The sequence below is a fragment of the Peribacillus sp. GL_122 genome (assembly GCF_057835005.1).
The window spans coordinates 1366843-1393038 of the sequence record NZ_CM174415.1; the positions used below are offsets into that span (position 1 = coordinate 1366843).

The following is a 26196-nucleotide window of genomic DNA, read 5'->3' on the forward strand; positions in this document are numbered from 1 at the left end:
ATATGAATGGAGCTTTGGAAGGTGTCAGGATTATCGATGTATCCCGTGTTTTGGCGGGGCCGTTTTGTTCAATGATTCTCGGTGATTTGGGTGCCGAGGTTATTAAAATCGAGCATCATGAGTCAGGGGATGAAACGAGAGGGTGGGGTCCGCCATTCGCCCAAGGAGAAAGCGCTTACTATTTATGTGCCAATCGAAATAAGCAAAGCATGACCTTGAATTTAAAGTCGGAACAAGGGAAAGAGATCTTCCGCAAGTTGGTGTCTTCAGGGGATATAGTGATTCAAAATTTCAAGACGGGCACGTTGAAAAAACTGGGGTTAGGCTATGAGGATTTAAAGGAATGCAACCCCAAGCTGATCATGGCCTCGATTACGGGATTTGGTTTAACCGGACCTTATAAAGATTTGCCTGGCTATGATTATATCATTCAAGCGATGAGTGGTTTGATGAGCATCACAGGAGAAAAAGATGGAAGCCCCGTGAAGGTCGGGGTGGCCATAGCTGACATATTAACTGGCTTGTATACATGCATTGGCATTTTATCCGCTTTGCATCATAGGGATAAAGCGGGGGAAGGACAGGAAATTGATATTTCGTTAATGGATTGCCAGGTTTCTTCATTGGTGAATGTCGCCAGCAACTATTTATTCAGTGGCCAGACCCCTGAACGAATGGGAAACCAACATCCCAATATCGTTCCATACCAAACGTTCCGGACAAGTGATGGGGAGCTTGTTGTGGCTGTAGGAAATGATGATCAGTTCAGGAGGTTTTCAGCCGTTATAGGCAGACCTGATTTAGCCGAGCAGGAACAGTTTAAGCATAATGAAAAACGTTTGCTGAACAAGGAAGGATTAATACCGATAATAGAGGATTTGTTGAAAGGAAAGACAAAGAAAGAATGGAAAAGGCTATTTGATGATGCTGGGATACCCAATGGTCCGATTAATGATATCGCAGAGATGTTCGAGGACCCGCAAATCATCGCAAGAGGCATGTTGGTGAACATGGAACATCCCACAATCGAAGATCTTAGAGTGACGGGATCGCCACTGAACCTTTCAAAAACGCCGGTTACGATGAGAAAGCATCCGCCACTGTATGGTGAGCATACCGGTTCCATTTTGTCTGAAATTGGATATAGTCCAGACCAAATAAGCAAATTCAAGGAAAATAAAATTATTTAGGAGGAATTTTAATGATGAATTTCGAATTAACAGAAGAGCAGCAAAGTGTGAAAAAAGTGGTAAGGAAATTTGTGGATAAGGAAATTATCCCATACATTCAAGAGTGGGATAGGCAAGGTCAATTCCAGCCGCATATTTTAAAAAGGTTAGCGGAATTACAGTTGATGGGCGTTTGTATACCCGAAGAGTATGGTGGAGTCGGAATGGATTATAATACCCTTGCCATCGTTTGTGAAGAGCTGGAGCGAGGCGATACGGCTTACCGAACTGCAGTTTCTGTACATACAGGGTTAAATAGCATGACCTTGCTGCAATGGGGGACGGAAGAACAAAAACAGAAATATTTAGTACCCCAGGCAAAAGGGATCAAGATTGGCGCTTTTGGGCTGACTGAACCGAATGCAGGGTCTGATGTTGCGGCAATGAAATCAACAGCAAAACGTGTTGGGGACCATTATATCTTGAACGGGTCAAAAACATGGATTTCGCTCTGTGATTATGCAGATCATTTCCTCATTTTCGCCAAGACGGATCATGATGCCGGTTCAAGGGGAATCACTGCTTTTATTGTGGAACGGACTTTCGAGGGAGTGGAGTCGAAAGCCATTAAAGGGAAATTAGGAATTCGTGCCGGGAATACAGGCGAAATCTTTTTAACGGATGTAAAAGTTCCGGTCGAGAATAGGCTTGGTGAAGAAGGTGAGGGCTTTAAAATTTCCATGTCGGCATTGGACAGCGGCCGGTTTACAGTGGCCGCAGGTGCTGTAGGGTTAATAGAAGCAAGCCTGGAAGCAAGCTTGAAGTATTGCCATGAACGAAGTACATTCGGAAAAGAGATTGGCAGGCATCAGCTAGTTCAACAGATGATTGCCAAGATGACCGCAAATTTAGAGATTTCCAGATTGCTGGTCTTTAAAGCGGGAACCTTGAAAAATCAAGGAACAAGGAATACGAAGGAAACATCACTTGCAAAGTGGATATCATGTAATGCTGCTAACGAAGCGGCCAATGATGCTGTTCAAATTCATGGTGCCTACGGCTACTCGGATGAATATCCAGTGGAACGTTTTCTGCGGAATTCAAAAGCCCCGGTCATTTACGAAGGAACCCGTGAGATTCATACTGTAATGCAGGGCGAATACGCACTTGGCTACAGACAAGATAAAGAGCTTCGTAAGCAATTGCCTGCATGGCCCTTCAAGCAAGTTTCCGTCCATTAACTATAGATAGAGGAGATCAGATGATGAACACATACCTTATTGCAGGGCATGCAAAACTTCCACAAGGGATGGCAGCGAGAAATATATATGATTCCATCACGATCACGGTAGAGCTTGACTTTAAATATGGTGTAATAGTCGAAGCTTCCTGTACACTTGCTACAGAACATGGCAGGGAATTCATTCGTCAACTGCTGCGCGGTTATTGCCTGAAAGATGGTATCGAAGAATTGATTGATCGTGTGCAAATGCATTATCGTGGGAAGGCCGGTCAAGCCATTCAAGCAGGGCTGAAGGATGTGTATGCACAGTTCGAATTGGTCTCCGTTAAATAAGCGAAACTTGAAGGGTCCTACCGTATGTAAAAGGGTAGGATCCTTTATTATAGGTTCAGGTACATGGCAAATAAATGATGGAGCTGCGGATTTTATGAAAATATTAGTGAACTGATTTTAACCCGCTGCCGGTTTCGCTTCAACAAGAACTTATGCTGGAGTTGGACCAAATGTTCATTCTTAGGCAACTGTAGAGAGGTGCTAAATCATTCATGGATGAATATTTTAAAATAAATCTTTTGCTATTAATAAGTATTTTAATAGTGGTTGGAATAGCGGTGGAATATTTATGGCTAAAGCATTGTTTGATATTTTGCGACCAATTGGCTAGTAGTTCTCAATCGTTAGCAAACCATATTTTAAAAACAAAACTTGGTTATACTACATGACTTTTTATTGTTTTATATGGAACGTTTTTTTTGAGGGGGTGTTAAATTTTGAACGTTGAATTCCACTCCAGGTACTCGCTTTTCGCGGGCGATCCGGGAGCCTCCTCGGCGCTTTTTACGCCTGTGGGGTCTCCCCTGGACGCGCTTTTCCCGCAGGAGTCTCGCACACCCGCTCCAATCAACTTTGTTTTAAAAATTTAGATAGAAACCCTTTTGTCTACAAAAAGGGGGGGAATGGTCTCATCCCGAATCCCTTTCATGATTTTACTGATGGATGATTACCATAATTTAAAAACAAGACTTGATTAAGACTAGGTTACACTTTATGGTTTTTTCCTGTTTTATAAAACTCTTACTAAATTGAAGAAATTTGCGACACTCCTGCCGAATAACTGGCTAGCCGAGACCCCATAGGCGCTTGCTTTGATGTGGCTTGGCAGACAGTCGGCGGAAAGGGAGCGGATTTCTGAAATCAAGCCAGAACTTTTCCTGTGGGTTTGTAAAATTTGAACGTTTTTTGCACGTAGGGCACTCGCTTTCCGCGGGCGGTCCGAGTGCTCTTCGGCGTTTATCCCGCAGGTGTCTAGGACCTTCCGTTCCAATCACTTTGTTTTTGTCTACTAAGTCCACTGTCATTATAAATGGCAGTGTTTTTTATTGTTTAAGGAAAGGGACATTTGAATGGATTTAACGATCGTGATAATTTTAAAAACACAAAACTCGCCCCTACCTATAGGACGAGTTTGTGTTTTTGTATAGAAATTGGACTTTAAAGTAAAGCTTAATATCTAGTAAAAAAATATTAGTTGTACATTAAAACGGTACCATGAAACTAGAAGCACCTTCTCCGTTTATTGCGAAAGTTATTGCCGCAAAGCCAACTGCAGTGGTTGGACGAACACCGGTTTCTGTTGGAGCGCCTTTGTCTGTTGCAAGTGGACCTCCTCCTGCTAGTACGCCTTTGCGTACGGCAAGTGGACCTCCTCCTGCTAGTGCGCCTTTGCGTACGGCAAGTGGACCTCCTCCTGCTAGTGCGTCTTTGCGTACTGAAAGTGGACCTCCTCCTGCTAGTGCGTCTTTGCGTGCTGCGAGTGGACCTCCTCCTGCTAGTGCAACGTTTAGTGCTTCTGCGGGAAGTTCGCCTATTATTGTTTTTTTTACGTGAAGAACGGCCTTTTGAACATGGGTCATTATACATGAAATCGCCTAACCCGAAGGAATTGGCTCTATCCACCGCATTTTGAATATTTCGAATGATGTCAGACATATTTATATATCCCCCTTTCTATACGTTAAACTATGCGCTTGTACGTAATATGCCAGAGATAATAGCACAATTTTTAATAAAAATTTGTTTTTGGTGACATCCCTCGCTTTTTTTCATAATTTAATATGAAAGTGAAAGTGAAAGGAAAGGGTTATATGAATGCTGACAAGAAGCTGCCTATGTACCAGCTTTTTATTCCACCAGTTAATTTAATGGAACTTCGCAGAGATATATGGTGCAATGATCCTTTACCGGCAAAGTTAACACTTAACAGAAAAAAACTTGATATTGATATTGTTTACCGTGGCTCACATATCCGCGGTTTTCGCAAAAAATCCTATAATGTAGTCTTTTATAAACCTAATACTTATAAGAATGCCAAGGAAGTTCATTTAAATGCCGAATATAAAGATAAATCTTTACTAAGAAATAAATTATCTTTAGACTTTTTTGCGGATATAGGCACCTTATCACCGAACTCCCAGTTCGTTTTCCTGAATCTGAACGGAAAGGACGAAGGGATATACCTAGAGTTGGAATCGGTGGATGAATATTATTTGAAGAAAAGGGGACTGCCCAAGGGAGCCATTTTCTATGCAGTGGATGGTGATGCCAATTTCTCATTGATGAGCGATTTGGATAAAGGAATCAAAAAATCATTGGAGATGGGCTATCAAAAAAAATGCGGGACAGCAAAGGATGAATTATATTTACAAGAGTTGATCCTCCAAATCAATACAATTTCAAGAGTAGATTTTGAAAAGGAAATCGTAAAATATGTCGATGTGGAAAAGTACCTGCGCTGGCTGGCCGGTGTCATATTTACGCAAAACTATGATGGATTCGTTCATAACTATGCCTTGTATCGAAATGGAGATACTGGCCTCTTTGAAATGATTCCATGGGATTATGATGCGACATGGGGCAGGGATGTTAACGGGAAAGTGATGGAAGAGGATTATGTGGGAATCGAGGGATTCAATACATTGACTGCTAGAATCCTTGATGTGAGGGGATTTCGTGTCCGGTACCAAGAACTTCTAAAGGAGATTTTGAACAATCATTTTAACGTGGGCTATATGAAACCTATCATTCAGGAAATGCATGATCAAATAAGACCTTATGTTTCAAAAGATCCATATATCAAGGGGGATATTGTGAAATTTGATAATGAGCCCGAATTCATCCTGAAATTCATTGAGGCCCGTGCAAAGTATATAAATAGCCGGCTGCATAAATTGGATTAATAATTCCTTTCCTAATAGTGATGGAACAATGAAAAATTTAACAGCGTGAGTGTTGAAAGAAAAGCATTCATGCTTTTTACATACGATTCCATTTGCTTTTCTATACCATTACAGCTATGTTTGATAGAAAGATATAATCTAAAGTAATGAAGGATGGGAATGGATTGATTAATCATAGCCGCAAACCGGCATATATATATACGTTTACATGCAGCCCTGACGAACGCTCATTATCTAAAATGGAGATGCGCTCGTTCTTTGGCTTTGAGACTTCAGGAAATATTTTGAAAAGTGATATAGCAATTGAACCGAGCAGAAGCCCTTTTATAAAAGGGCGGGTCGACGTCATGTTTGAGGGGGAAAGCATATCCGAAATCGTTGAGCAAGTGAAAGGTATTCATTTGCCTGATTCGACGTTCAAAGTATTATTCGTAAAAATTAATGATTTGAATAAAGATGCAAAAATAGATTATGATGGACAGCGTGAAATTGAACGGGAGATAGGATGGCATATTCAGGGAAATGCCGATGTGCGTAATCCTGATCAGGTCTTTGGAATCGTGACACTTGGCGGACGTTGGTATTTTGGGAAGTATGTCAAGCCTGAAGCGGTTTGGTTAAAACATATGAAGAAGCCCCGGGAATATTCAACAGCGCTTAGCACAAGAGTGGCAAGGGCCATTGCCAACATAGCCGTTCCACATCCGGATGGAGTGAAGGCAATTGATCCATGCTGCGGAATTGGAACGGTATTGGTAGAAGCCCTATCGATGGGGATCAATATTGATGGCCGGGATATTAACCCGCTTGTTACCGACGGTTCCAGGGAGAACATTGCCTATTTCGGCCTCGAAGGTGATGTAACTACAGGTCCGATTTCGGAGGTCATTAGTAAATATGATGTAGCGATTATCGATATGCCTTACAATTTATATACACATGCGACGCCGGAAGATCAGCTTTCGATCCTTAAACATGCCAGAAGCTTTGCTGACAAGGTCGTCGTCGTAACGATCGACACGATGGATCATATGATTAAAGAAGCAGGATTTGAAATTGCTGATCGCTGTGTGGCCAGGAAAGGCATTTTTTCCCGAGAGGTTGTAGTGTGTGTGTGAGTTCATCATCAAGAAAAGGCTGAAATCTTTAATGATTCCAGCCTTTTTTTGATGTCATTTAGCTTGATAATGAACTACATTTTCAACGAGTTGTTTCGTGACCTTCCCCTGATATTCTAAATAATCCAAATGGCCAATGATTTCTGACATGACGAGCGGGAATTCTGCAATATATTTTTGTTTGTAAAACTCCTTTGCCAGTTCATTGCCGGTAGAAATTCCGGATTCTATCAAGGTCAGGATTTTTTGTGATTTTCTCTCTATGCTATTAAGTCTTTTTTCAATCAAATGACCAGGTTGTTCAATGATGTTACCATGACCAGGAAAGAGGAGATTAACCTGTAATGCTAAACAGCGTTTTAATGAATCGATATGATCTACAAGAGTCAGCATTCTATTACCGTTTTCATCAGGTTCGATCAAGGCATTGCTTGATATATGTTCAATCAATAAATCACCGGCAAGAAGCCGTTTCCCTTCTTGGTCAAGGAAAGCAATTTGATCCGGGGCATGCCCGGGAAATTCGATCACTTCAAAATTCAGCCATTGTTTTTCCGTGATTGCGATGATGTCACCATTCAGTTTTTGATCTTTATTATTATCGACCGCGTTGAATAGGTAAGCCACTTGTTTATCTCCAAGTTCACCACAGCCCATCTCAATGTAAAGCTGCTTATAGAATTCAATTCTCATATTTAAGAAGTCAGGGTCCCTTTTTAAACGGGGAATGGATTTAGAATGGGCATAAACGGGAATCGGATGGAGTTCGGTAATCCGGTTGACCAAACCAACATGGTCTCCATGGTGATGGGTTAATAAAATTTCCGTGATATCTCCAACGGTAAATCCATTTTCGTTTAATGTTTGCTGAAGTGCATTCCAGCAGACGTCATCATTCATGCCTGCATCGACCAATGTTAAAGATTCATCCTGTTTAACTAAATAAAAGTTTATACTTTTTAAAGATAAAGCGCTTGGAGCTATGATTGGATAAATTTTAAATGTTGTTTTCGTTTTCATGAACGTCCCATATCCTCCTAAATCGAGATAAACTTCATCTGGAAAATTGTTGTATTACTAATGATCGAATAGATTTAAAGGGTTATTATTCTATGATTAGTTGAATGAATTAAAACTGTCAAGCGGAAGCCTCCTTGTAAACGAGAAAATTAATAGTAAGAATGATTGGAAATGGATGGTCTATTTATCTAGTTTATTTTAAAATTGAATAAACAAGCTAGTAATTTAGCCAATATTCTTAAAATTAATTGTTGGGTAATGAAAACTGAAGGTGAAAAATGGTGCAAGAATGTGTTACATGGAATGAAACGGTATAGGAGGTTATGGTTTGAAGCCAAAAATTTATATTACAAGGAAATTACCGGAACAAATCATCGAAGGTCTTAGTCGGAATTATGATGTCAGGATGTGGGATCAAGAGGATATACCGGTCCCTAGAGAAGTCCTTGAAGAAGAAATGAAAGAAGTCGAGGGTCTGCTTTGCTTATTGACGGAACAAATCGATGAGTCACTGATTGAACGAGCGCCTAACCTGAAAATCATCGCGAATATGGCAGTGGGCCATAATAATATTGATGTTAGAAGTGCAACAAAACGGGGCATCATGGTCACGAACACACCGGGGGTTTTAACGGAAACGACAGCTGATTTAACCTTCGGCTTACTGCTTGCAACGGCAAGAAGGATGATGGAGGCAGAAGATTATTTAAGGAGCGGAAGGTGGGAAACATGGTCGCCGATGCAGCTGACCGGACAAGATGTACACGGCGCAACGCTTGGTATAATCGGATTAGGTAGGATTGGGGAAGCCCTTGCAAAAAGAGCTAAGGGATTTGATATGAACTTGATTTATTTTAATCGAAGCCGTAAATATGAACAGGAAAAAGAATTAGGAATCGTATATCAGCCCCTTGAAAAATTGCTCCAAATATCGGATTTCGTTTGTGTCATGCTGCCGCTCACACCGGAAACCACTTATATGATTGGCAAGGAGCAGCTGGAATTAATGAAAGGGACGGCTGTCCTCATAAATACCGCAAGAGGCGGGATTATCGATGAAAAGGCGTTGTACCAGGCGCTGGAAAACCGAGAGATTTGGGCGGCTGGATTGGATGTATTCGAAGAAGAGCCCGTCTCTGTGGATCACCCGCTGCTAACATTGCCCAATGTCGTTACACTGCCGCATATCGGGAGTGCCAGCATTGCCACAAGATTGAAGATGGCAGCTCTTGCGGCACAAAACTTGATGGATGGATTATCTGGTGATACTCCGCGTAATTTAGTATTGTTGAATAAATCAAAATGACCCCAAAATGGGGTCATTTTTTATGGGGAATCGTTTAGAACTTTAATAGTTTTTCCCTTTGGTTCGTAGTATCCTCAAATATATTTCCTCATTTAAGATTTTTCCTTTTTAGAAGATTTCTGAGTTTTGAACATTACTTAATAGAGTGCTGGAGGGAAGAATCCAATTCAAGGGAAGCATACTTATCGTAAATTGTTCGGATCTTTTGTAAAATAAAGAAAGTCGAGTTTTATTCAGGAAAAACAATTAGTTGAAAGGGATAGGGGTAATAATGATTGAAATGAAGGAAACGATATCATCAGGCATCGAAATGACTAAATCCAAAAGGCTGTTGATGGCTCTTATGCTGGGGTCTTTTGCAGCGATTGGACCACTGTCACTTGATATGTATTTACCGGGTCTCCCTACACTGGCAGAGGATTTGAAAAGCAGTACGTCATTAGCGCAGCTGAGCTTGACTGCCTGCTTGTTAGGATTGGCTTTAGGACAAATTTATTTAGGGCCGCTAAGTGATGCAAAAGGAAGAAGGACACCGTTAATCATATCTTTATCCATTTATTGCATTTCCTCTCTGTTATGCGCTTTTGCTCCAACCATTGAATTGCTTTTATTATTACGATTTATCCAAGGTATTGCGGGAGCGGGAGGCATTGTCATTTCAAGGGCGATAGTTCGTGACCTTTTTTCAGGATCGGATTTGACTAAGTTCTTCTCCATGTTAATGCTTGTTAATGGGGCGGCACCGATATTGGCTCCGGTTTTTGGCGGTCAACTTTTGCAGTTCACGTCTTGGCGGGGAGTCTTCGTTGTCATTTCAGTATTAAGTATCATTATGGTTGCGGCTGCATTTTTTGGGATAAAGGAAACTTTAACGTCCAATCTCAGAAGTCCAGGTGGGGTAAATGATACTATCAGGACATTTTGGAACTTATTGAGAGATCGTGTGTTTATGGGCTATGCTTTTTCACAAGGATTCATAAGTGCCGCCATGTTCGCTTATATTTCCGGATCACCTTTTGTTCTCCAGAACATTTATGGCGTTTCCCCACAGACCTTCAGTCTGATTTTTGCGATAAACGGAATTGGGATCATCATCGCTTCACAAGTTGCCGGGAAGCTGGCAGGGAAGGTTAAAGAAGAAAAACTGCTTCAAATGGGATTATGTCTAGCTTTGTTTGGGGGAATATTACTTCTTGCCTCAGTCCTTCTCGAAATTGGGTTGGCAGGAATCTTGGTCGCTTTATTCCTCTCCGTCTCCAGCGTCGGTATTGTCGGTACAACGAGTTTTTCTTTAGCGATGCAAAATCAGAAAAAAACAGCAGGCAGTGCTTCGGCTTTAATTGGCCTGCTTCCTTTCATATTAGGATCACTAATGGCTCCCTTGGTGGGACTAGGTTCAGGTGAGTCACCCTTGCCGATGGGAATTGTGATGGTAAGTTGTCATGTCATCGCCATGTGCGCTTATTTAATCCTTGCCCGTCGTGGGTTAAGGCGAGTTTAATTAGGAAAAGCTGAAATCCCTGATGTGGATTTCAGCTTTTTCCTTTAGGGGCGTAAGTATGAATCATAATAGCGATTCTGCTCCATCGATATAAACTTCCGTGCCCGTAATATGGGAAGACATGTCTGATGCTAGAAACAATACGAGATCACCAGCTTGTTCGGTATTCCCCGCCTTCTTCGCCAGGGGTTGAGAGCCTTGGGGATATTCAATGGGAATCCTGATTTTTTTTAAGTTTTCATCTTCCGGGAATGTGTTATCGTGAATGTTCGTATCGATGGAGCCGGGACAAATGGTATTTACCCTGATTTTATATCTTGCCAATTCGAGTGCAGCCATTTTCCCAAAAGCGACTTGACCAGCTTTGGATGAACTATAAGCAGAAAAACCAAAATTCTTGAAATATCGGTTTCCATTGATGGAGCTGTTGATTACGATGCTGCCACCCGTTTCCTTCATGTAGGGAATGGCGTATTTGATGGTGAGAAAGGTGCCTTTGAGGTTGATGGTATGCGTCTGATCCCAATCTTCTGGCTTTATATCTTCTATAGGGGCAATCACTCCGTTAATGCCTGCGTTTGCAAATACAAAATCAATTTTCCCAAAATGTTCATGGGCCGTCTTGTAGGCATGTTCAACTTGCTCAGCCTTGGAAACATCCGTTTTAATGATTAATGCATCTCGACCAAGTTTTTCCACTTCTTCCTTCACTTTTTCGGCATTTTCGACTGTACGGTCAAAAAAGATGATGTTCGCGCCGTTTTCAGCTAGTTTCAGGGCGGCACCCCGGCCAATTCCCGATCCTCCACCGGTAATAATGGCAACTTTGTTTTTCATTAATTCTGTCATAAACTTCACACGCTCCTTTTAAGTTTGCTTTCCCGTTAGGGAGTATGTAGAAACATCATGGCAGTGGTATTATAGAAAAATTATAAACGAACATTGCCTAAAAAATCCAATTTAAACAATTGCGAGTGTTCATTAAACTTTGTTTTTCAGTGAAATGTCTGTATATTGAGGACATAATAAAGTTAGCTTGAAAGGGGATAGGATGTTGATAAGATTAGGGGTAATAGGTACAAATTGGATCACGGAACGATTTTTGGAGGCTGCAAAGCATGTAGAGGATTTATCGTTAACAGCCGTGTACTCACGTACAGAAGAGAAAGCCAAGGAATTTGCCAATAAATACGAAGTACATACGACTTTTACGAATTTAGAAGCAATGGCCGCCAGCAATGAAATTGACGCTGTATACATAGCAAGCCCTAATTCTCATCATTGCAGGCAAGCCGTGTTGTTTTTACAAAATAAAAAACATGTATTATGTGAAAAACCAATGGCTTCAAATGCGGCAGAAGTAAGGGAAATGATTGAGGCTGCAAAACAAAATGATGTGCTATTGATGGAAGCGATGAAATCTACCATCATGCCGAATTTCGAAAGTATACAGGGGAATTTGGATAAAATCGGGAAGGTACGGCGTTTCTCGGGAAGCTTTTGCCAATATTCATCTCGATATGATTCGTATAAACAAGGCACTGTGCTGAATGCATTCAATCCTGAATTCTCCAGTGGCTCTTTAATGGATCTTGGTATTTATGTACTCTATCCGCTTGTTGTTCTGTTCGGTAAACCAAATAAGGTACAGGCATCAGGAACGATGCTTGAATCAGGGGTCGATGGGCAAGGTACGATTCTGCTTTCCTATGATGAAATGGAGGCAGTCGTCATATTCTCCAAAATTACTGAATCCAATTTGCCTTCGGAAATTCAAGGTGAACTTGGAAGCATCATCATTCAGAAAATTTCAGGACCGCAAGCGGTGGATATTCAGTATCGGGATGGAACCACTGAAAATATTTCGGTTAATCAGGATATGCCTACCATGTATTATGAAGCGAAAGAATTTGTTGAATTGATACAGCAGGGGAAAATGGAGTCCGATATAAATTCATATTCGAATTCACTATTGACTATGGAAATCATGGATGAAGCAAGAAAGCAAATCGGCATCGTCTTTCCTTCAGACCGCTAAGCATTTGAGTGGACATGGCCAATAAGTAAGGGTAAAAATGGATGTTACTGATAACCCGTAATTGGGTAGAATTCAGTACAGGGATAATTTTATTGTTGGGGGAATGGACATGAAATGCAAAATTAATCGTAATGCAGCAAAGGTCTTACAAAAAATGCTGAGCACTGAAGAAGCAAAAGGGAAGATGATTCGTGTATATGTCACCCATATGCATGGCGATCATGCCCATTATGACATGAAACTAGATATACCGGCAGAACATGATGAAATCGTCAAAACAGATAAAGATATCGATATTTTACTTGATTCACGTGAAGAATTTCTAGATGGTGTCTGGATTAAATACTTCTATGTACCTGAAGAAGGCTTTGAAATCACGAACCCTTCTAAAGAACCGCACGGACATCATCACCACTAAGAGTAAAGGGGGAGGATTGGCATGAATCAAAAATACGAAAAGATCTTTCAACCATATAAATTTCCATCAGGGGTAGAAGTGAAAAATCGTATCATGATGGCTCCTATGACCACTTATTCTTCGGATGATCAAGGCGTTGTAACCGATGATGAACTGGCCTATTACGCAGAGCGTTCGGCTGGTGTAGGTGCGGTGGTCACGGCATGTGCCTATGTATCTGCTGGAGGAAAGGGATTCCCAGGCCAGCTTAGTGCAGATGACGATTCCTTTATCCCATCCTTGAGAAAACTAGCTGAAACGATCCAGTCCAACGGGTCAAAAGCGATTCTGCAAATATATCATGGAGGCCGGCAAAGTCCGTTGGAATTATTGCCTGATAACCAGCCTGTTTCTGCAAGTGCCATTGCTTCAAACGATGAAGCACCTGTACCGCGGGAAATGAGTGAAGACGATATACAAGAGGTTATTAAGGCATTTAGCGAAGCAACAAGAAGGGCCATCGAAGCAGGATTTGATGGTGTGGAAATACATGGTGCCAATACGTACTTGCTTCAACAATTCTTCTCGCCACATTCGAACCGTCGTACGGATAACTGGGGTGGGACACTGGGAAAACGATTGATTTTCCCGCTTACCATTGTGAATGAAGTCGAGAAAACGGTTGCCCAGCATGCGAAAAAGCCGTTTATCATAGGCTACCGCCTTTCTCCTGAAGAAGGCAGCAATCCTGGAATCACTTTAGATGATACGATCCAATTCGTTGACAGACTAGCGAATCAAAACCTGGATTATCTACATATATCGGTAGGTCACTTCTGGAATGGCTCTTTCCGTGAGAGTGATAGGACAAAGTCGCGCATCGTTAAAATTTACGATAAAGTAGGTAATCGTATTCCTGTGGTCGGCGTAGGATCACTGCATACACCTGATGAAGTTGCAGAAGCTATGGAAACGGGTGTCCCTTTTATCGCCCTTGGCCGTGAGCTTCTTATGGAACCGCATTGGATTGAAAAAATCAGGTCTGGAAAAGAAGCGGAAATACGGACCACCCTCTCAAAAAGGGATCAGGATGAACTGGTCATTCCAGATCCGCTTTGGGAAAAGTTGATTGGGATAAAAGGTTGGCTCCCGGTTGTGGAGTGATTGTTAATGTTACCCGTCCTCCAATGGAGGACGGGTTTTGTATGTGTTCATATGAAACTAACAACTAATAAGTTATTCACCTTTTGTTAAAAAAGCGAGATTGATTCTGCAGAATTAACGTCATTTAATTTCGTGAATTATTGATTCTGGATTTATTCATTCTTCATAGTAAATACTATCTTTAATGTAAATTTTATGTAGTCAAATATGAATGAAAGTAATATAATCATATTAATATTTGTACCAATAAATAAAATATATTATTATCAATTTTACAAGTGGGTATGAAAATGGAGGGTTTATAATGAAATTTCCACATGATTTTTTATTCGGAGCAGCTTCTGCTTCTTTTCAAATAGAAGGAGCATGGGATGAAGATGGAAAAGGTATAACGAATTGGGATGTCTTTTCAAAGATTCCAGGGAAAACATATGAAGGTACAAACGGGGATGTAGCGATAGACCATTATCATCGTTACAAAGAAGATATTAAATTAATGGCAGAGATGGGACTTGAATCATACCGGTTTTCCATTTCATGGGCACGTATTTTGCCGACAGGTGACGGGGAAGTAAATGAAAAAGGCGTGGAATTTTATAATAATGTTATTGATGAATGCTTAAAATATGGGATTGTTCCATTTGTTACTCTGTACCATTGGGATTTGCCTTTGACGCTTGAACAAGATGGGGGATGGACGAATAAGCGAACAGCTGAAGCATTCGTCAAGTATGCGGAAATTTGCTTTCGCGCATTCGGAGACCGCATCAAACATTGGATCACGTTTAATGAAACGGTTATGTTTTGCGGTCTGGGCTATTTAAAAGGAGCGCACCCGCCTGGAATCCAAAACGATGAAAATAAATACTTTCAAGCGACACATTATGTTTTTTATGCACATGCAAAAGCGGTAGAGGTATACAAGACACTGAATCATTACGGTGAAATTGGGATTACCCATGTTTTCCTGCCTGCTTACAGTATAAATGACAAACATGACAATGTATTGGCTGCTCGGCATGCCAATGAATATGAAACTTTTTGGTATTATGACCCTATTTTAAAAGGTGAATATCCAGGTTATGTGGTTGAGCAATTAAAGGAAAAAGGCTGGACGCCAAGTTGGACCGAAGAAGAACTGGATACGCTAAAAAGAAATGCGGAGAAAAATGATTTTATTGGACTCAATTATTACCAGCCCATTCGCGTGGAAAAAAATCGGGAAGCCGCTTCAAACATGGAGCATTCAAGAGAAACATCTACTCTAGCTCCAGGGAACCCGTCTTTTGATGGCTTTTATCGGACCGTAAAGATGGAAGATAAAACATATACAAAATGGGGCTGGGAAATCTCACCTCAAGGATTTTTAGATGGGCTGCATATGTTAAAAGAACGTTATGGTGATATTAAAATGTATGTTACAGAGAACGGGCTTGGTGATGAGGATCCGATTATCGATGGTGAAATAGTGGATGTTCCCCGTATTAAATATATTGAGGAACACTTAAAAGTGATCAAACGTGCAATCAAAGAAGGTATCCATTTAAAAGGGTATTACGCATGGTCTGTCATTGATCTATTAAGTTGGTTAAACGGGTATAAGAAGCAATACGGATTTATTTACGTGGATCATCATGATCAGTTAAACCGGAAAAAGAAGCTGTCGTTTCATTGGTATAAGAATATTATCGAGACGAGAGGAGAAGAGCTGTAAACTAAAAGAAAACCTCTTGATTTTAATCAAGAGGTTTTATGTATATATATAGCCTGAGCCGAAATACGAAATTAGGTTTATAGAGCATGCTTTGAGAAACCTTTCTCAAAACATGCTTTTTCTAATGTAATCAAGGTTTCCGTTATGGGGAATTAGTCCAAAGTTCAAACTTCCTGATTTGTAGTCTGAATCTCCGGCTTCAAATTAACCAGCCTGGAAGTATGGTCCCGGATTGTAATGCGGATGTAAAAAAATGCAAAAAGGTGTAAACAAATGTTAATGTTACTAACAATGTACAGTTCTACGTTTTACTGTATAATGTTGAAGCGTGGTCGAAACCATGTCAAATAACTTAACAAAGGAGATTACATATGACGATTATTTCTTAGTTTTGAAAAGTCCCCCGCATGGTTTGTCCCGTTGAAAAAACTACAATAGTTAGATTAATTTCGATCAAGCAACTCCCTCAAAAATGAAAGAACGTCATTTTTCCTGATGATGGTAGATTCCAATTTTAAAAAACGACAAGGATGTGAGTTTGAAAAGGATGATAAAAGATTCTAGATTTCAAGGATATAATATGAAGGGTTTTCAAAAGGACGTAACGGCAGGATTGGTTGTAGGTGTTGTAGCCATTCCTTTAGGATTGGCTTTTGCAATTGCTTCAGGCGTCGAACCGATATATGGGTTATATACGACCATCATCGCTGGAATCCTCATATCGATTTTGGGTGGCTCCAAGTATCAAATTGGAGGACCAACCGGGGCGTTTGTTCCTTTATTATTTGGAATCGTTATGCAATATGGGTATGAAAGTCTGCTTATTGCCGGGTTTTTAGCGGGGATGATATTGGTCTTGATGGGTCTTCTTAAGTTGGGCAATTTGATGAAGTTCATTCCTCGTCCAGTCATCATTGGATTTACAACAGGAATTGCGATAATAATCTTTTCAGGGCAAATTGCCAACTTCTTTGGCATGAAAGTGGAAAAACATGAAGCGTTCATGGATAACATGAAGGAACTGGTGATTAAAGCAGAAACGATCAATATATATAGTGTGTTTGTTGCGATTATATGTTTTGTCGTCATACTGCTGGCACCTAGGCTTCTGCCCCGAGTGCCAGGACCGCTTCTGGGTCTGCTAATATCAACAATGGCAGCCTACTTTTTATTTCCCGATAAGGTGGCTACAATTGGTTCCACGTATGGAGCGATTCCGAAAGGTTTTCCGGAATTCCAAGTGCCGGAGCTTTCAGTGGAAGTCATTATTACACTCCTTCCCGTTGCATTTACAATTGCCTTGTTAGGCGGTGTCGAGTCATTGTTATCCGCTACCGTGGCCGATAACATGGGGGGAACCAAGCATGATAGCAATAAGGAATTGGTTGGGCAAGGAATCGCGAACATCGCGACCCCATTCTTCGGCGGGATACCTGCAACAGGTGCTATTGCCAGGACTGCCACCAATATAAAAAGCGGGGCAGTCTCCCCGATGTCCGGAGTCATTCACGGTATTGTCGTTTTACTGGTTTTGCTGGTGCTTTCTCCATATGCAGCACATATACCTTTGGCTAGCATGGCGCCCATATTGATGTTTGTTGCCTGGAATATGAGTGAGAGAAAGGAATTCGCTCATGTATTGAAAACGAAGACGGCGGATTCTGCGGTTTTGCTGGTCACCTTCCTCATCACTGTCTTCACTGATTTAATCATGGGAGTGGGAATCGGCTTATTGATTGCATTCATCACATTCATTGCAAAAATGAGCCACACGTTAAAGGTTAGGGAAAGAAGTCATGAGGTTACTGAGATTGTTCCAATCGATAATTCGGATTCAAAGATCAATGTGTATAACTTGGAAGGTCCCCTCTTCTTTGGTTCGATAGACGTCCTGGAGTCATCGATCTTGGAGAACTTGGATAATAAGACGAAAGTGTTGGTATTAAGCATGCGCCGGGTAACATATATGGACACTTCAGCAGAGGCTGCACTATTGGCGATTGTTAATCGCATCGGTAAATATAAGGGGAAATTAATCATTTCCGGAATCCAGCAGCAACCAAAGGAATTGTTACTCAGCACAGGTTTGTATCATAAAATAGAAAAACAGCACTTTTTTAAATCGAAGGAAGATGCCCTGTATTTTGCCAAGAAGCAGTTGAAGGGCAATTCGGATAAAGTAGTCTAATAGATTCATCCTCGAAGTCACCATTTAGGATAGTTATGTTATAGTATCGTTAACAGTAGATTTAAAAAGAAGGTGACTATCTGGGTGGATGTATATCGGATTGGCCAGCTTGCTGAACTTGCGAATGTTTCGCGAAGAACCATTGACTATTACACACAATTAGGAATGCTGAACTATGAAAAAACTGGGTCAAGATATCGATATTACACAGAAGATGCTTTAAATCGTCTTCAAATGATTAATCGGTATAAGGAACAGAATATGCCGTTGACTGAAATCAAGGAACGGTTACAAGTCTTGTCTGAAACCACTGTTGATTCTGAGCAAGTGCTCTTGATGGTGGACAAGATATCTACAGACCTTAAAGGACTGGAGAATGAATTGCTTGAATTAAAGCCGTTACTGGAACAGCTCGATGAACAGCAATTAACATATGCTGCACAACAGCTTTCAGTTCGGGGCAGCTCTTTATTGAGCATCATTGCCATGCTCACCTAAGCTAATTGCCGAGTTCAACAAAAAAAGACCTGGTTGGGTCTTTTTTTTGTTGAACTGGTCATTTGAAAATCTATATTCAAACTCATAACCTGAGCTTTATATGATAGCAGTACTTTATTTTGGCTGAACTGACTCTATAGATCTTTTTTCGATAAAGATGAAGGATATAAGGGAATGGAAAAAGAAGAACTTAAATATCTACTACTATATGAAGAGGTGAAAGGGAATGATTGGATCAATAGTTACGACGGTAAAAGGACATCTTCAAGGTACTATGGAAAACGATATATGCGTATGGCGTGGAGTCAGGTATGCGAAAGCTCCGATTGATGGTCTGCGTTTCCGCTCACCGGAGCCAGTTGATAAGTGGAGCGGTGTCATGGATGCAGTGGATTTTGGTCCCATTCCCCCGCAGCCGATGGATCGGGCGGTAAGAACAGGAATGGCCGGAAATGAAAAAATGGATGAGGATTGTTTGTTCCTGAATATTTGGTCACCTAGAGCTGATGATAAAAAACGCCCGGTCATGGTCTGGATTCCTGGTGGAGCATATATAACGGGAGCTGGATCCATTGATATGTACAATGGACATTTACTGGCTAAAAATGGAGATGTAGTCGTAGTAAGCATCAACTATAGGCTGGGGGCACTGGGATATCTGGATTTTACCGAGTTTGCAGGTGATGGGGAAATATTTGAAACCAATTTAGGTTTACGTGATCAAGTTGCGTCTCTTAAATGGGTTAAAGAGAATATAGAAGCGTTTGGCGGCGACCCTGATAATGTTACGATATTTGGTGAATCAGCTGGAGGCAATGCGGTTACGACTTTACTTACTGTTCCATCAGCGAGAGGTCTTTTTAAACAGGCCATTGCAGAAAGTCCCGCTCCGACATCTGTTTACGGAAAAGGATTTGCGCGCCAATTCAGTGAAAGGTTCCTTGAGATATTGGACATTGAAAAGAATGAAATCCATCGGTTAAAAACACTTCCAGTTCAAGAGATTGTCGCGGCCTCCTACAAACTCTTACGGGAAAACTCACAAGCCATGCCGGGCTCACTATCATTTGGACCTGTCGTAGATGGTGACTTCCTGCCCGATTATCCACTAGATTCAATTCGATCCGGAAAAGCAAAGGGAATATCCTTGCTTATAGGAACAAATAGGGACGAAGCGACATTATTCGAACAGATGGATCCCCCTTTAATCCCAACTAATGCGGCAATGATTCATAAAATGTTCGAAAATACAGATCCAGAGGCGAAAGAGCGAATTACGAATGCTTATATAAACTACCCAGAAAAGAAAGCTGTGCTTGGCATTGGCCGTGATGCGACTTTCCATATTCCCTCGGTTTGGTATGCAGAGGCATACAGCCGCTTTGAAAAAACTTGGATGTACCGTTTTGATTATAAAACGGCGGCAATGCGCATAAGTAAATTAGGGGCGACGCATGGTATGGAAATCCCTTTTGCCTTCCAGACTTTCGACTCGGCATTTGGGAAACGGATTACTTCATTTGGTTCAAGGTCAGCTGCCCTAAAGGTTTCCCATAGAATGCAGGGCCACTGGGTCAACTTTGCGAAACATGGAAACCCCAATCCCCCGGAAGGTGAAATTTGGCCGAAATATGATGAAACCAACCACTACACCATGATTTTTGATAAAAAGGATTATATTGAAAAAGACCCTGACAGAATGATAAGGTTGGCATGGGAAGGGGTAGGGATTTACAAGTGAAAAATAGTGGATGGGAAGTAAGCGGGGAGAACATGGATATCAATAATTTCATGTCAACGAAAGATTATGCGAAAACTTTGGATCAGGAAGATCCATTGGTTTCTTACAGAGAGGAGTTCTATTTGAACCCAGGGATGATTTATATGGATGGCAACTCATTGGGACTTTTATCGAAGCGGGCTGAGAAAAGTTTAATGAAGTCTTAGGAAGATTGGAAAAGGTATGGAATAGACGGCTGGACGGAAGGGGCCGCCCGGCAGATTATATGAAAACTATGAAAATAAAAGGGGAATCATTGCCTAGAATGGGAGCAACATATGGAGAAAAATAAGCTGCATCGTGAATTATCATCGAGTCAAATCACAATGATTGCAATGGGGTGTGCAATTGGCACCGGATTATTTTTGGGGAGCGGCCTTGCGATTTCTACGGCAGGTCCAAGTGTACTTATCAGCTATGCAATTGGTGCATTCATTGTCCTGCTACTGATGGGCTGTTTGGCGGAAATGACTGTAGCCCATCCAACATCGGGATCCTTTGGAACCATTGCTGAAAAATATATAAGTCCATTTGCGGGATTTGTTGTGAGATATTCATATTGGATAGCGAATGTCCTTGCCATTGGTGTCGAAGTGAGTGCCATCGCTGTTTACATGAAATATTGGTTCCCGGATGTACCTGGGAGCGTTTGGATCTTCCTGTTTGCTGCACTGCTAATCTATGTAAATGCGACGAGTGTCAATACATTCGGGAATTTTGAGTATGTATTTTCCATGATCAAAATCAGCGCCATTGTCATATTCATACTACTGGGCGCCTACGTGGTGATTGGCGCCGAACCTTCAAGCGGGATCGGTGTTGAGAACTTTGCTAATGATGGCGGTTTTATGCCTTTCGGTTTTTGGGGGCTCTGGGTCGCCATATTCATTTCTCTCTTCAGCTTTTTAGGAACTGAGTTGATTGCGGTGACGGCGGGAGAAGCGAAGGATCCGGATATTGCCGTCCCTAAAGCTTTGAAGGCAACTGTCTTCCGGCTTGCCACTTTTTATGTACTGACAATCGGGATCATGTTAATGATTGTTCCCTGGCAATCGGCCGGTATTGATAAAAGCCCATTTGTTAGGGTAATGGAAATCCTGAATATTCCCGGGGCATCGGGGATCATGAATTTCATTATTTTAACCGCTGCAATATCTGCAATGAACAGTCAATTATATGCCTCCACCAGAATGATATTTTCATTATCCGAGCAGAAGCAGGCTCCAGCCCTATTTCAAAAAGTGAGCAATAAAGGAGTCCCGGTAATGGCCCTTCTCATATCTACTTTGGGCATATTTCTTGCTGCAGGAGTAAAGGTCCTGCTTCCAGATACTTCATATGCATTCATGATGGGGATATCGATGTTCGGAGCCATTTTTACCTGGTTCATGGTGTTCATTTCCCACTTATTTTTCAGGAAGCGGTGGGAGAAATCAGGGGGACGCAAATTACCGGTTAAAATGTACGGATTTCCATATCTAACGATTCTTGGTGCAATTCTTTTGTTTGCTTTGACGGTATCCACCTGGTTCACTGGCCCGTTTAAAATTGTGCTCCAGTTCGGTGTTCCTTGGCTGATCTTTCTTTGCATCGTTTATGTATTGATGTCGAAAATCAAAAGAATGTAAAGGGAAAGAGGGATAGTATGGATAAGGGTCCAAGAGATGAACATCGTTTGGAAGAAAGTATGGTAACTGATTTTGAAAAAGATATGTCCTATGAGGACTACCTGCATTTAAATCAAATATTATCAAGTCAGCATCGGCTTTCCGGTCATCACGATGAAATGTTGTTCATCATCATTCACCAAACAAGTGAATTATGGATGAAATTGATCCTCCATGAATTGACTGCAGCAACAGCCCTTATTGAGGCAGGACGATTGGAGCCTTCCTTTAAGATGCTATCCAGAGTGGCCAGGATCCAGCAGCAACTTGTTCAATCCTGGAATGTGCTTTCGACTTTGACGCCATCCGATTATATGGAATTCCGGGAGAAACTAGGAAACTCTTCAGGGTTTCAATCATTTCAGAACAGGTTGATAGAATTTGCAATGGGTCAAAAGAATTCGCATATATTGGCCGTTTTCCGTCACAAGCCCGAGCTTTATGAGTCGATGATGGCAGCCTTGAATAAACCTAGTATTTATGATGCGGCTATAGGGGCTTTGGCTGCAAGAGGGCTTCCCATTGATCAATCGGTCCGTAACAGGGATTGGTCTGTAATTTATCAGGAAAATGCAAGTGTTGAAAACGCGTGGCTGACAGTTTACCGTGATGTGCATAAATACTGGGATTTGTATGAGTTGGCCGAAAAGCTCGTTGATATTGGAAGTCAACAACAATTCTGGAGATTCAATCATATGAGCACCGTCGAACGGATCATCGGTAATAAAAAGGGAACTGGCGGATCGTCCGGTGTAAGTTATCTGAAGAAAGTGGTCGAACAGCCATTTTTTCCTGAGCTTTGGACTTTAAGGACCAAACTTTAAGCTTGGAATGGGCGGGAGATATACATGGATCCGTGGTTAGATATTTTCAGAGCCTGAATGAAAATACAGCATAGGCCAGGAGATACGCAATATTCATATCGGCTGAATTCACCAATGGCTGAAGGGGCAGCTGTCAATGTAGGGGAAATCCGGATGAGTACACATTAGGAACTCAAATTGATGACCCCTTTCATTTTGATGGAAATGGAAAGAAATCATATTTATATATTGGCACTGCTACTGTAGTAAAGGTGGATGCAGCTGAAAGCATTGGCATTAAAGATTTTGAAGGCATACAGGGGGCCCGGCGGTTGTTGCTGGCAACAGGTCAATGGAAGGGCTGGTCATTGACGTACTGGAGCCTGGACTGTACGATTTGGCTGCATTGCCGGTTGCATAAGAAGCCGGGGAAGGGAGTCCGGTCAGGGCCGCTTGGAAAAATAAAAGCAGATGGGGGAGATAAGGATGGGCAAAATTGGAGTTTATGGATCTTCCTTCGATCCGGTCACGAATGTGCATTTATGGACAGCATCGACCATTGCGCATCGTGCAAAGCTAGACAAAGTGATTTTTTTACCTTGCGCAAATGGCCGTATCGATAAACAGATGAAAACGAGCAATGAACACCGTTGGGAAATGCTCAAGCTGGCAATAGGGGGCAACCCGCTATTCGAAGTTAGTGATTATGAAATTAATGAACGCGCCGGAACGAGTAAACAATATACTTGGTATACGATGGAACATTTTAAATCACGATTTCCAAAGGACGAAGTTTTTTTCATAATGGGTGCAGATTTACTTGAAGATATTGATAATCAGGAGTTACCGTTACACTTACGATGGAAATTCAGGGAAAAATTGATTGCCAATCATAAATTCATCGTCATGGCGCGGGATGGGATAGATATGCTGAAAATCATATCCAAAAGTCCATTGCTAAGGAATTATGATGACGGCAATACATTTCACCTTATAGATAAAGGCCTCTCCATGGAAATCAGTTCTACATATATAAGGGATGAATTCGCGATGGGCGGGGAACCAAGATATTTACTGCCTGATCAGTGTTATAAGTATATCGTGGACAATAAGCTGTATCAAAAAGCATCAAATTCATGAGAGTTGGCCAGGTATTAAAGGGCTCGATCTCCCCGTTGGATCGAGCCCTTTTCGTTTGGGAAATACTTTAACTTTCTACACGTAATTATTTAAATAAAAGGACATGTTTATTTATAAAACACAGTTGACAACTTGGTATACTTTGCTTTATGTTAATGATAAATAAATTCAGAATATTTGCTGATCAGAGAACTGAAGGCATACTATCTCCTTGAATAAAAATAAAAAGGGAGGTAGTGTGCTTTTTTTGTAGCAAAAAACAGGGGGGATTCCATGAAAAAATTGATGGTATTGACATGTTTGATTTTAGTCTTCGGTGTACTTGCAGGATGCAACTCGGAAAAAACGGAAGGGGAAGGGGCATCAAAGTCAGTCGAGCTTTTGAATGTGTCATATGATCCGACACGGGAATTGTACCAGGAATTCAATGAAGCATTCGTGAAGCACTGGAAAGAAGAATCCGGTCAGGATGTAACGATTCAACAATCACATGGCGGATCTGGTAAACAGGGCAGGGCCGTTATTGATGGATTGGAGGCGGATGTCGTTACATTGGCATTGGCTTATGATATTGATGCCATTTATGAAGCAAGTAACCTATTAGCGAAGGATTGGCAAAAACGTTTACCGGAAAACTCGACACCATACACATCAACGATTGTGTTTTTGGTGAAAAAAGATAACCCTAAAGGCATTAAAGATTGGGATGATCTTATTAAAAAGGATGTATCCGTCATAACACCAAATCCGAAGACAAGCGGAGGGGCAAGGTGGAATTACCTGGCTGCCTGGGCTTATGCAGAGAAGAATTTCGATAATGACGAAACAAAAGTGAAGGATTTCATGAAAAAACTTTATCAGAATGTTGAAGTCCTGGATTCAGGGGCCCGCGGTGCAACCACCACTTTTGTAGAAAGGGGAATTGGTGACGTACTTATCGCTTGGGAGAATGAAGCCTATTTAACACTGGAAGAATTCGGTGATGACAAATATGAAATCGTCAATCCTTCCATCAGTATATTAGCAGAGCCACCGGTAGCTGTTGTCGATGAAGTGGTCGAGAAAAAAGGAACAAAGGAAGTGGCTGAAGCTTACCTGGAATACCTATATACGGATGTCGGTCAGGAAATTGCCGCGAAAAACTTCTATCGTCCAAGGGATGAGAAGGTTCTCGCTGAATACGAAGACCAATTTGCAAAAATCGATATGGTGACTGTTGAAGATACGTTTGGCGGTTGGAAAAAGGCCCAGGAAACACATTTTAATGATGGCGGTACATTTGACGAGATTTATCAACAGTAATAAGCATGAAGGAGAAGATGGCTTTATCACCTTCTCCTTCATAAATCGGAAAAAGAGCTGAGGCGAAGCTATGAATATAGTGACAGAAGGTAAACAGACGAAAAAGAGGACCATACCAGGTTTTGGGTTGACGATGGGTTTTACGTTGCTGTATCTCTCCATCATCGTCTTGATCCCGTTATCCATGGTTTTTCTAAACACATTTTCAATGGGGCTTCAGGACTTTTGGGCGACCATAACTGAGCCGAGGGTTGTTGCTTCGTATAAATTGAGTTTCATGACAGCGTTAACTGCGGCCTTTGTGAACGCAGTTTTTGGCGTGTTAATTGCCTGGGTGCTTACTCGTTATGAGTTTCCCGGCAAACGGATCATCGATGGACTGGTGGATTTGCCTTTTGCCCTCCCGACTGCCGTGGCAGGAATTACTTTGACCACCTTATACTCACCGAACGGATGGATCGGACAATTTTTCGGCTTTAAAATCGCTTTCACTCCTGCCGGGATCATCATCGCCCTAATATTTATCGGTCTTCCATTCGTGGTGCGGATGGTTCAACCGGTGCTTGAAAATATTGAAAAAGGGATGGAAGAAGCGTCTGCTTCTTTAGGGGCGAATCGAATGCAGACATTCATTAAAATTATCTTCCCGGAATTGATTCCAGCGATATTGACGGGTTTTGCACTTTCGTTTGCGAGGGCACTTGGAGAGTATGGGTCCGTTGTCTTCATTGCCGGAAATATGCCGTTTAAAACGGAGATTTCCCCGCTGATCATCATGACAAAGCTTGAACAATATGATTATGAAGGGGCAACAGCTGTTGCGGCCGTCATGCTCATTATTACATTTATAATTTTGTTCACCATCAATATCTTACAATGGTGGACCGGCAAAAGATATTCAGGGAAGTAGGA

22 protein-coding genes and 2 pseudogenes are annotated in these 26196 nt (G+C 41.5%); 20 read left to right on the top strand and 4 right to left on the bottom strand.

Going from position 1 to position 26196, the window contains the following annotated elements:
- Positions 1 to 2 precede the first annotated feature (2 nt).
- Genes AC3ISB_RS06655 through AC3ISB_RS06665 form a run of 3 tightly spaced genes read left to right on the top strand, consistent with a single transcriptional unit; the run spans position 3 to position 2745 of the window.
- Entirely contained in the window at positions 3 to 1190 is a 1188-nt protein-coding gene (locus tag AC3ISB_RS06655) for a CaiB/BaiF CoA transferase family protein (protein ID WP_480339223.1), read from the top strand.
- A 14-nt stretch (positions 1191 to 1204) separates the two neighbouring features.
- On the top strand, positions 1205 to 2410 hold the full coding sequence (locus AC3ISB_RS06660) for an acyl-CoA dehydrogenase family protein (protein ID WP_430098199.1): 1206 nt from the start codon (positions 1205 to 1207) through the stop codon (positions 2408 to 2410).
- 23 nt (positions 2411 to 2433) lie between these two features.
- A complete protein-coding gene (locus tag AC3ISB_RS06665; protein ID WP_096338406.1) occupies positions 2434 to 2745 on the top strand; it encodes a DUF3870 domain-containing protein in 312 nt (103 codons plus the stop codon).
- A 1202-nt stretch (positions 2746 to 3947) separates the two neighbouring features.
- Here AC3ISB_RS06665 and AC3ISB_RS06670 read toward each other — a convergent pair.
- Both AC3ISB_RS06670 and AC3ISB_RS06675 read right to left on the bottom strand, forming a co-directional pair.
- Positions 3948 to 4325, bottom strand: a complete 378-nt coding sequence (locus AC3ISB_RS06670) for a hypothetical protein (protein ID WP_489277048.1) — start codon at positions 4323 to 4325, stop codon at positions 3948 to 3950.
- A 22-nt stretch (positions 4326 to 4347) separates the two neighbouring features.
- Positions 4348 to 4401, bottom strand: a pseudogene (locus AC3ISB_RS06675) (hypothetical protein); the annotation flags it as partial.
- A 155-nt stretch (positions 4402 to 4556) separates the two neighbouring features.
- On the opposite strand from AC3ISB_RS06675, the gene AC3ISB_RS06680 reads away from it, so the two are divergent.
- Positions 4557 to 5648 (top strand): CotH kinase family protein, encoded by a 1092-nt coding sequence (locus AC3ISB_RS06680; RefSeq protein ID WP_489275875.1) that lies wholly within the window; start codon positions 4557 to 4559, stop codon positions 5646 to 5648.
- A 146-nt stretch (positions 5649 to 5794) separates the two neighbouring features.
- A complete protein-coding gene (locus AC3ISB_RS06685) occupies positions 5795 to 6766 on the top strand; it encodes a TRM11 family SAM-dependent methyltransferase (RefSeq protein ID WP_489275876.1) in 972 nt (323 codons plus the stop codon).
- 54 nt (positions 6767 to 6820) lie between these two features.
- Here the strand turns inward: AC3ISB_RS06685 and AC3ISB_RS06690 are convergent, their stop codons facing one another.
- Entirely contained in the window at positions 6821 to 7786 is a 966-nt protein-coding gene (locus tag AC3ISB_RS06690; protein WP_141992508.1) for an MBL fold metallo-hydrolase, read from the bottom strand.
- A gap of 328 nt (positions 7787 to 8114) precedes the next feature.
- On the opposite strand from AC3ISB_RS06690, the gene AC3ISB_RS06695 reads away from it, so the two are divergent.
- Positions 8115 to 9092 carry a 2-hydroxyacid dehydrogenase gene (locus AC3ISB_RS06695; RefSeq protein ID WP_098371251.1) on the top strand — a complete coding sequence of 326 codons (978 nt, stop codon included), beginning with the start codon at positions 8115 to 8117 and terminating at the stop codon, positions 9090 to 9092.
- Between the two features lie 280 nt (positions 9093 to 9372).
- Positions 9373 to 10593 carry a multidrug effflux MFS transporter gene (locus AC3ISB_RS06700; RefSeq protein WP_489276875.1) on the top strand — a complete coding sequence of 407 codons (1221 nt, stop codon included), beginning with the start codon at positions 9373 to 9375 and terminating at the stop codon, positions 10591 to 10593.
- Between the two features lie 63 nt (positions 10594 to 10656).
- Here the strand turns inward: AC3ISB_RS06700 and AC3ISB_RS06705 are convergent, their stop codons facing one another.
- Positions 10657 to 11442, bottom strand: a complete 786-nt coding sequence (locus tag AC3ISB_RS06705) for an SDR family oxidoreductase (protein ID WP_489275878.1) — start codon at positions 11440 to 11442, stop codon at positions 10657 to 10659.
- A 205-nt stretch (positions 11443 to 11647) separates the two neighbouring features.
- Between AC3ISB_RS06705 and AC3ISB_RS06710 the strand changes: the two genes are divergently transcribed.
- The 13 genes and pseudogenes from AC3ISB_RS06710 to cysT all read left to right on the top strand — a co-directional run bounded on the left by AC3ISB_RS06710 (position 11648) and on the right by cysT (position 26194).
- Positions 11648 to 12631: a Gfo/Idh/MocA family protein gene (locus AC3ISB_RS06710; RefSeq protein WP_489276877.1), complete on the top strand. Its 984-nt coding sequence runs from the start codon at positions 11648 to 11650 to the stop codon at positions 12629 to 12631.
- Between the two features lie 109 nt (positions 12632 to 12740).
- Entirely contained in the window at positions 12741 to 13049 is a 309-nt protein-coding gene (locus AC3ISB_RS06715; RefSeq protein ID WP_489275879.1) for an iron-sulfur cluster assembly accessory protein, read from the top strand.
- A 21-nt stretch (positions 13050 to 13070) separates the two neighbouring features.
- Positions 13071 to 14192, top strand: a complete 1122-nt coding sequence (locus tag AC3ISB_RS06720) for an NADH-dependent flavin oxidoreductase (RefSeq protein WP_489275880.1) — start codon at positions 13071 to 13073, stop codon at positions 14190 to 14192.
- A gap of 304 nt (positions 14193 to 14496) precedes the next feature.
- Positions 14497 to 15906, top strand: coding sequence for a GH1 family beta-glucosidase (locus tag AC3ISB_RS06725; protein ID WP_489275882.1), 1410 nt, complete (start codon positions 14497 to 14499; stop codon positions 15904 to 15906).
- A gap of 547 nt (positions 15907 to 16453) precedes the next feature.
- A complete protein-coding gene (locus AC3ISB_RS06730; RefSeq protein WP_141992525.1) occupies positions 16454 to 18094 on the top strand; it encodes a SulP family inorganic anion transporter in 1641 nt (546 codons plus the stop codon).
- 84 nt (positions 18095 to 18178) lie between these two features.
- Positions 18179 to 18592 (top strand): MerR family transcriptional regulator, encoded by a 414-nt coding sequence (locus AC3ISB_RS06735; protein ID WP_179891048.1) that lies wholly within the window; start codon positions 18179 to 18181, stop codon positions 18590 to 18592.
- Between the two features lie 226 nt (positions 18593 to 18818).
- Complete coding sequence (locus tag AC3ISB_RS06740; RefSeq protein WP_144526982.1) at positions 18819 to 20333, top strand: carboxylesterase/lipase family protein; 1515 nt, start codon at positions 18819 to 18821, stop codon at positions 20331 to 20333.
- A 32-nt stretch (positions 20334 to 20365) separates the two neighbouring features.
- Positions 20366 to 20536 (top strand): annotated as a pseudogene (locus AC3ISB_RS06745) (kynureninase); the annotation flags it as partial.
- A gap of 114 nt (positions 20537 to 20650) precedes the next feature.
- Entirely contained in the window at positions 20651 to 22000 is a 1350-nt protein-coding gene (locus AC3ISB_RS06750; protein ID WP_141992500.1) for an amino acid permease, read from the top strand.
- A 17-nt stretch (positions 22001 to 22017) separates the two neighbouring features.
- Positions 22018 to 22863: a tryptophan 2,3-dioxygenase gene (kynA, locus tag AC3ISB_RS06755; protein WP_098371242.1), complete on the top strand. Its 846-nt coding sequence runs from the start codon at positions 22018 to 22020 to the stop codon at positions 22861 to 22863.
- A 465-nt stretch (positions 22864 to 23328) separates the two neighbouring features.
- Entirely contained in the window at positions 23329 to 23982 is a 654-nt protein-coding gene (gene nadD, locus AC3ISB_RS06760; RefSeq protein ID WP_098371241.1) for a nicotinate (nicotinamide) nucleotide adenylyltransferase, read from the top strand.
- A gap of 273 nt (positions 23983 to 24255) precedes the next feature.
- Positions 24256 to 25284, top strand: a complete 1029-nt coding sequence (locus AC3ISB_RS06765; protein WP_489275885.1) for a sulfate ABC transporter substrate-binding protein — start codon at positions 24256 to 24258, stop codon at positions 25282 to 25284.
- Positions 25285 to 25354: 70 nt separating this feature from the next.
- On the top strand, positions 25355 to 26194 hold the full coding sequence (cysT, locus tag AC3ISB_RS06770) for a sulfate ABC transporter permease subunit CysT (protein WP_098371239.1): 840 nt from the start codon (positions 25355 to 25357) through the stop codon (positions 26192 to 26194).
- Positions 26195 to 26196 lie beyond the last annotated feature (2 nt).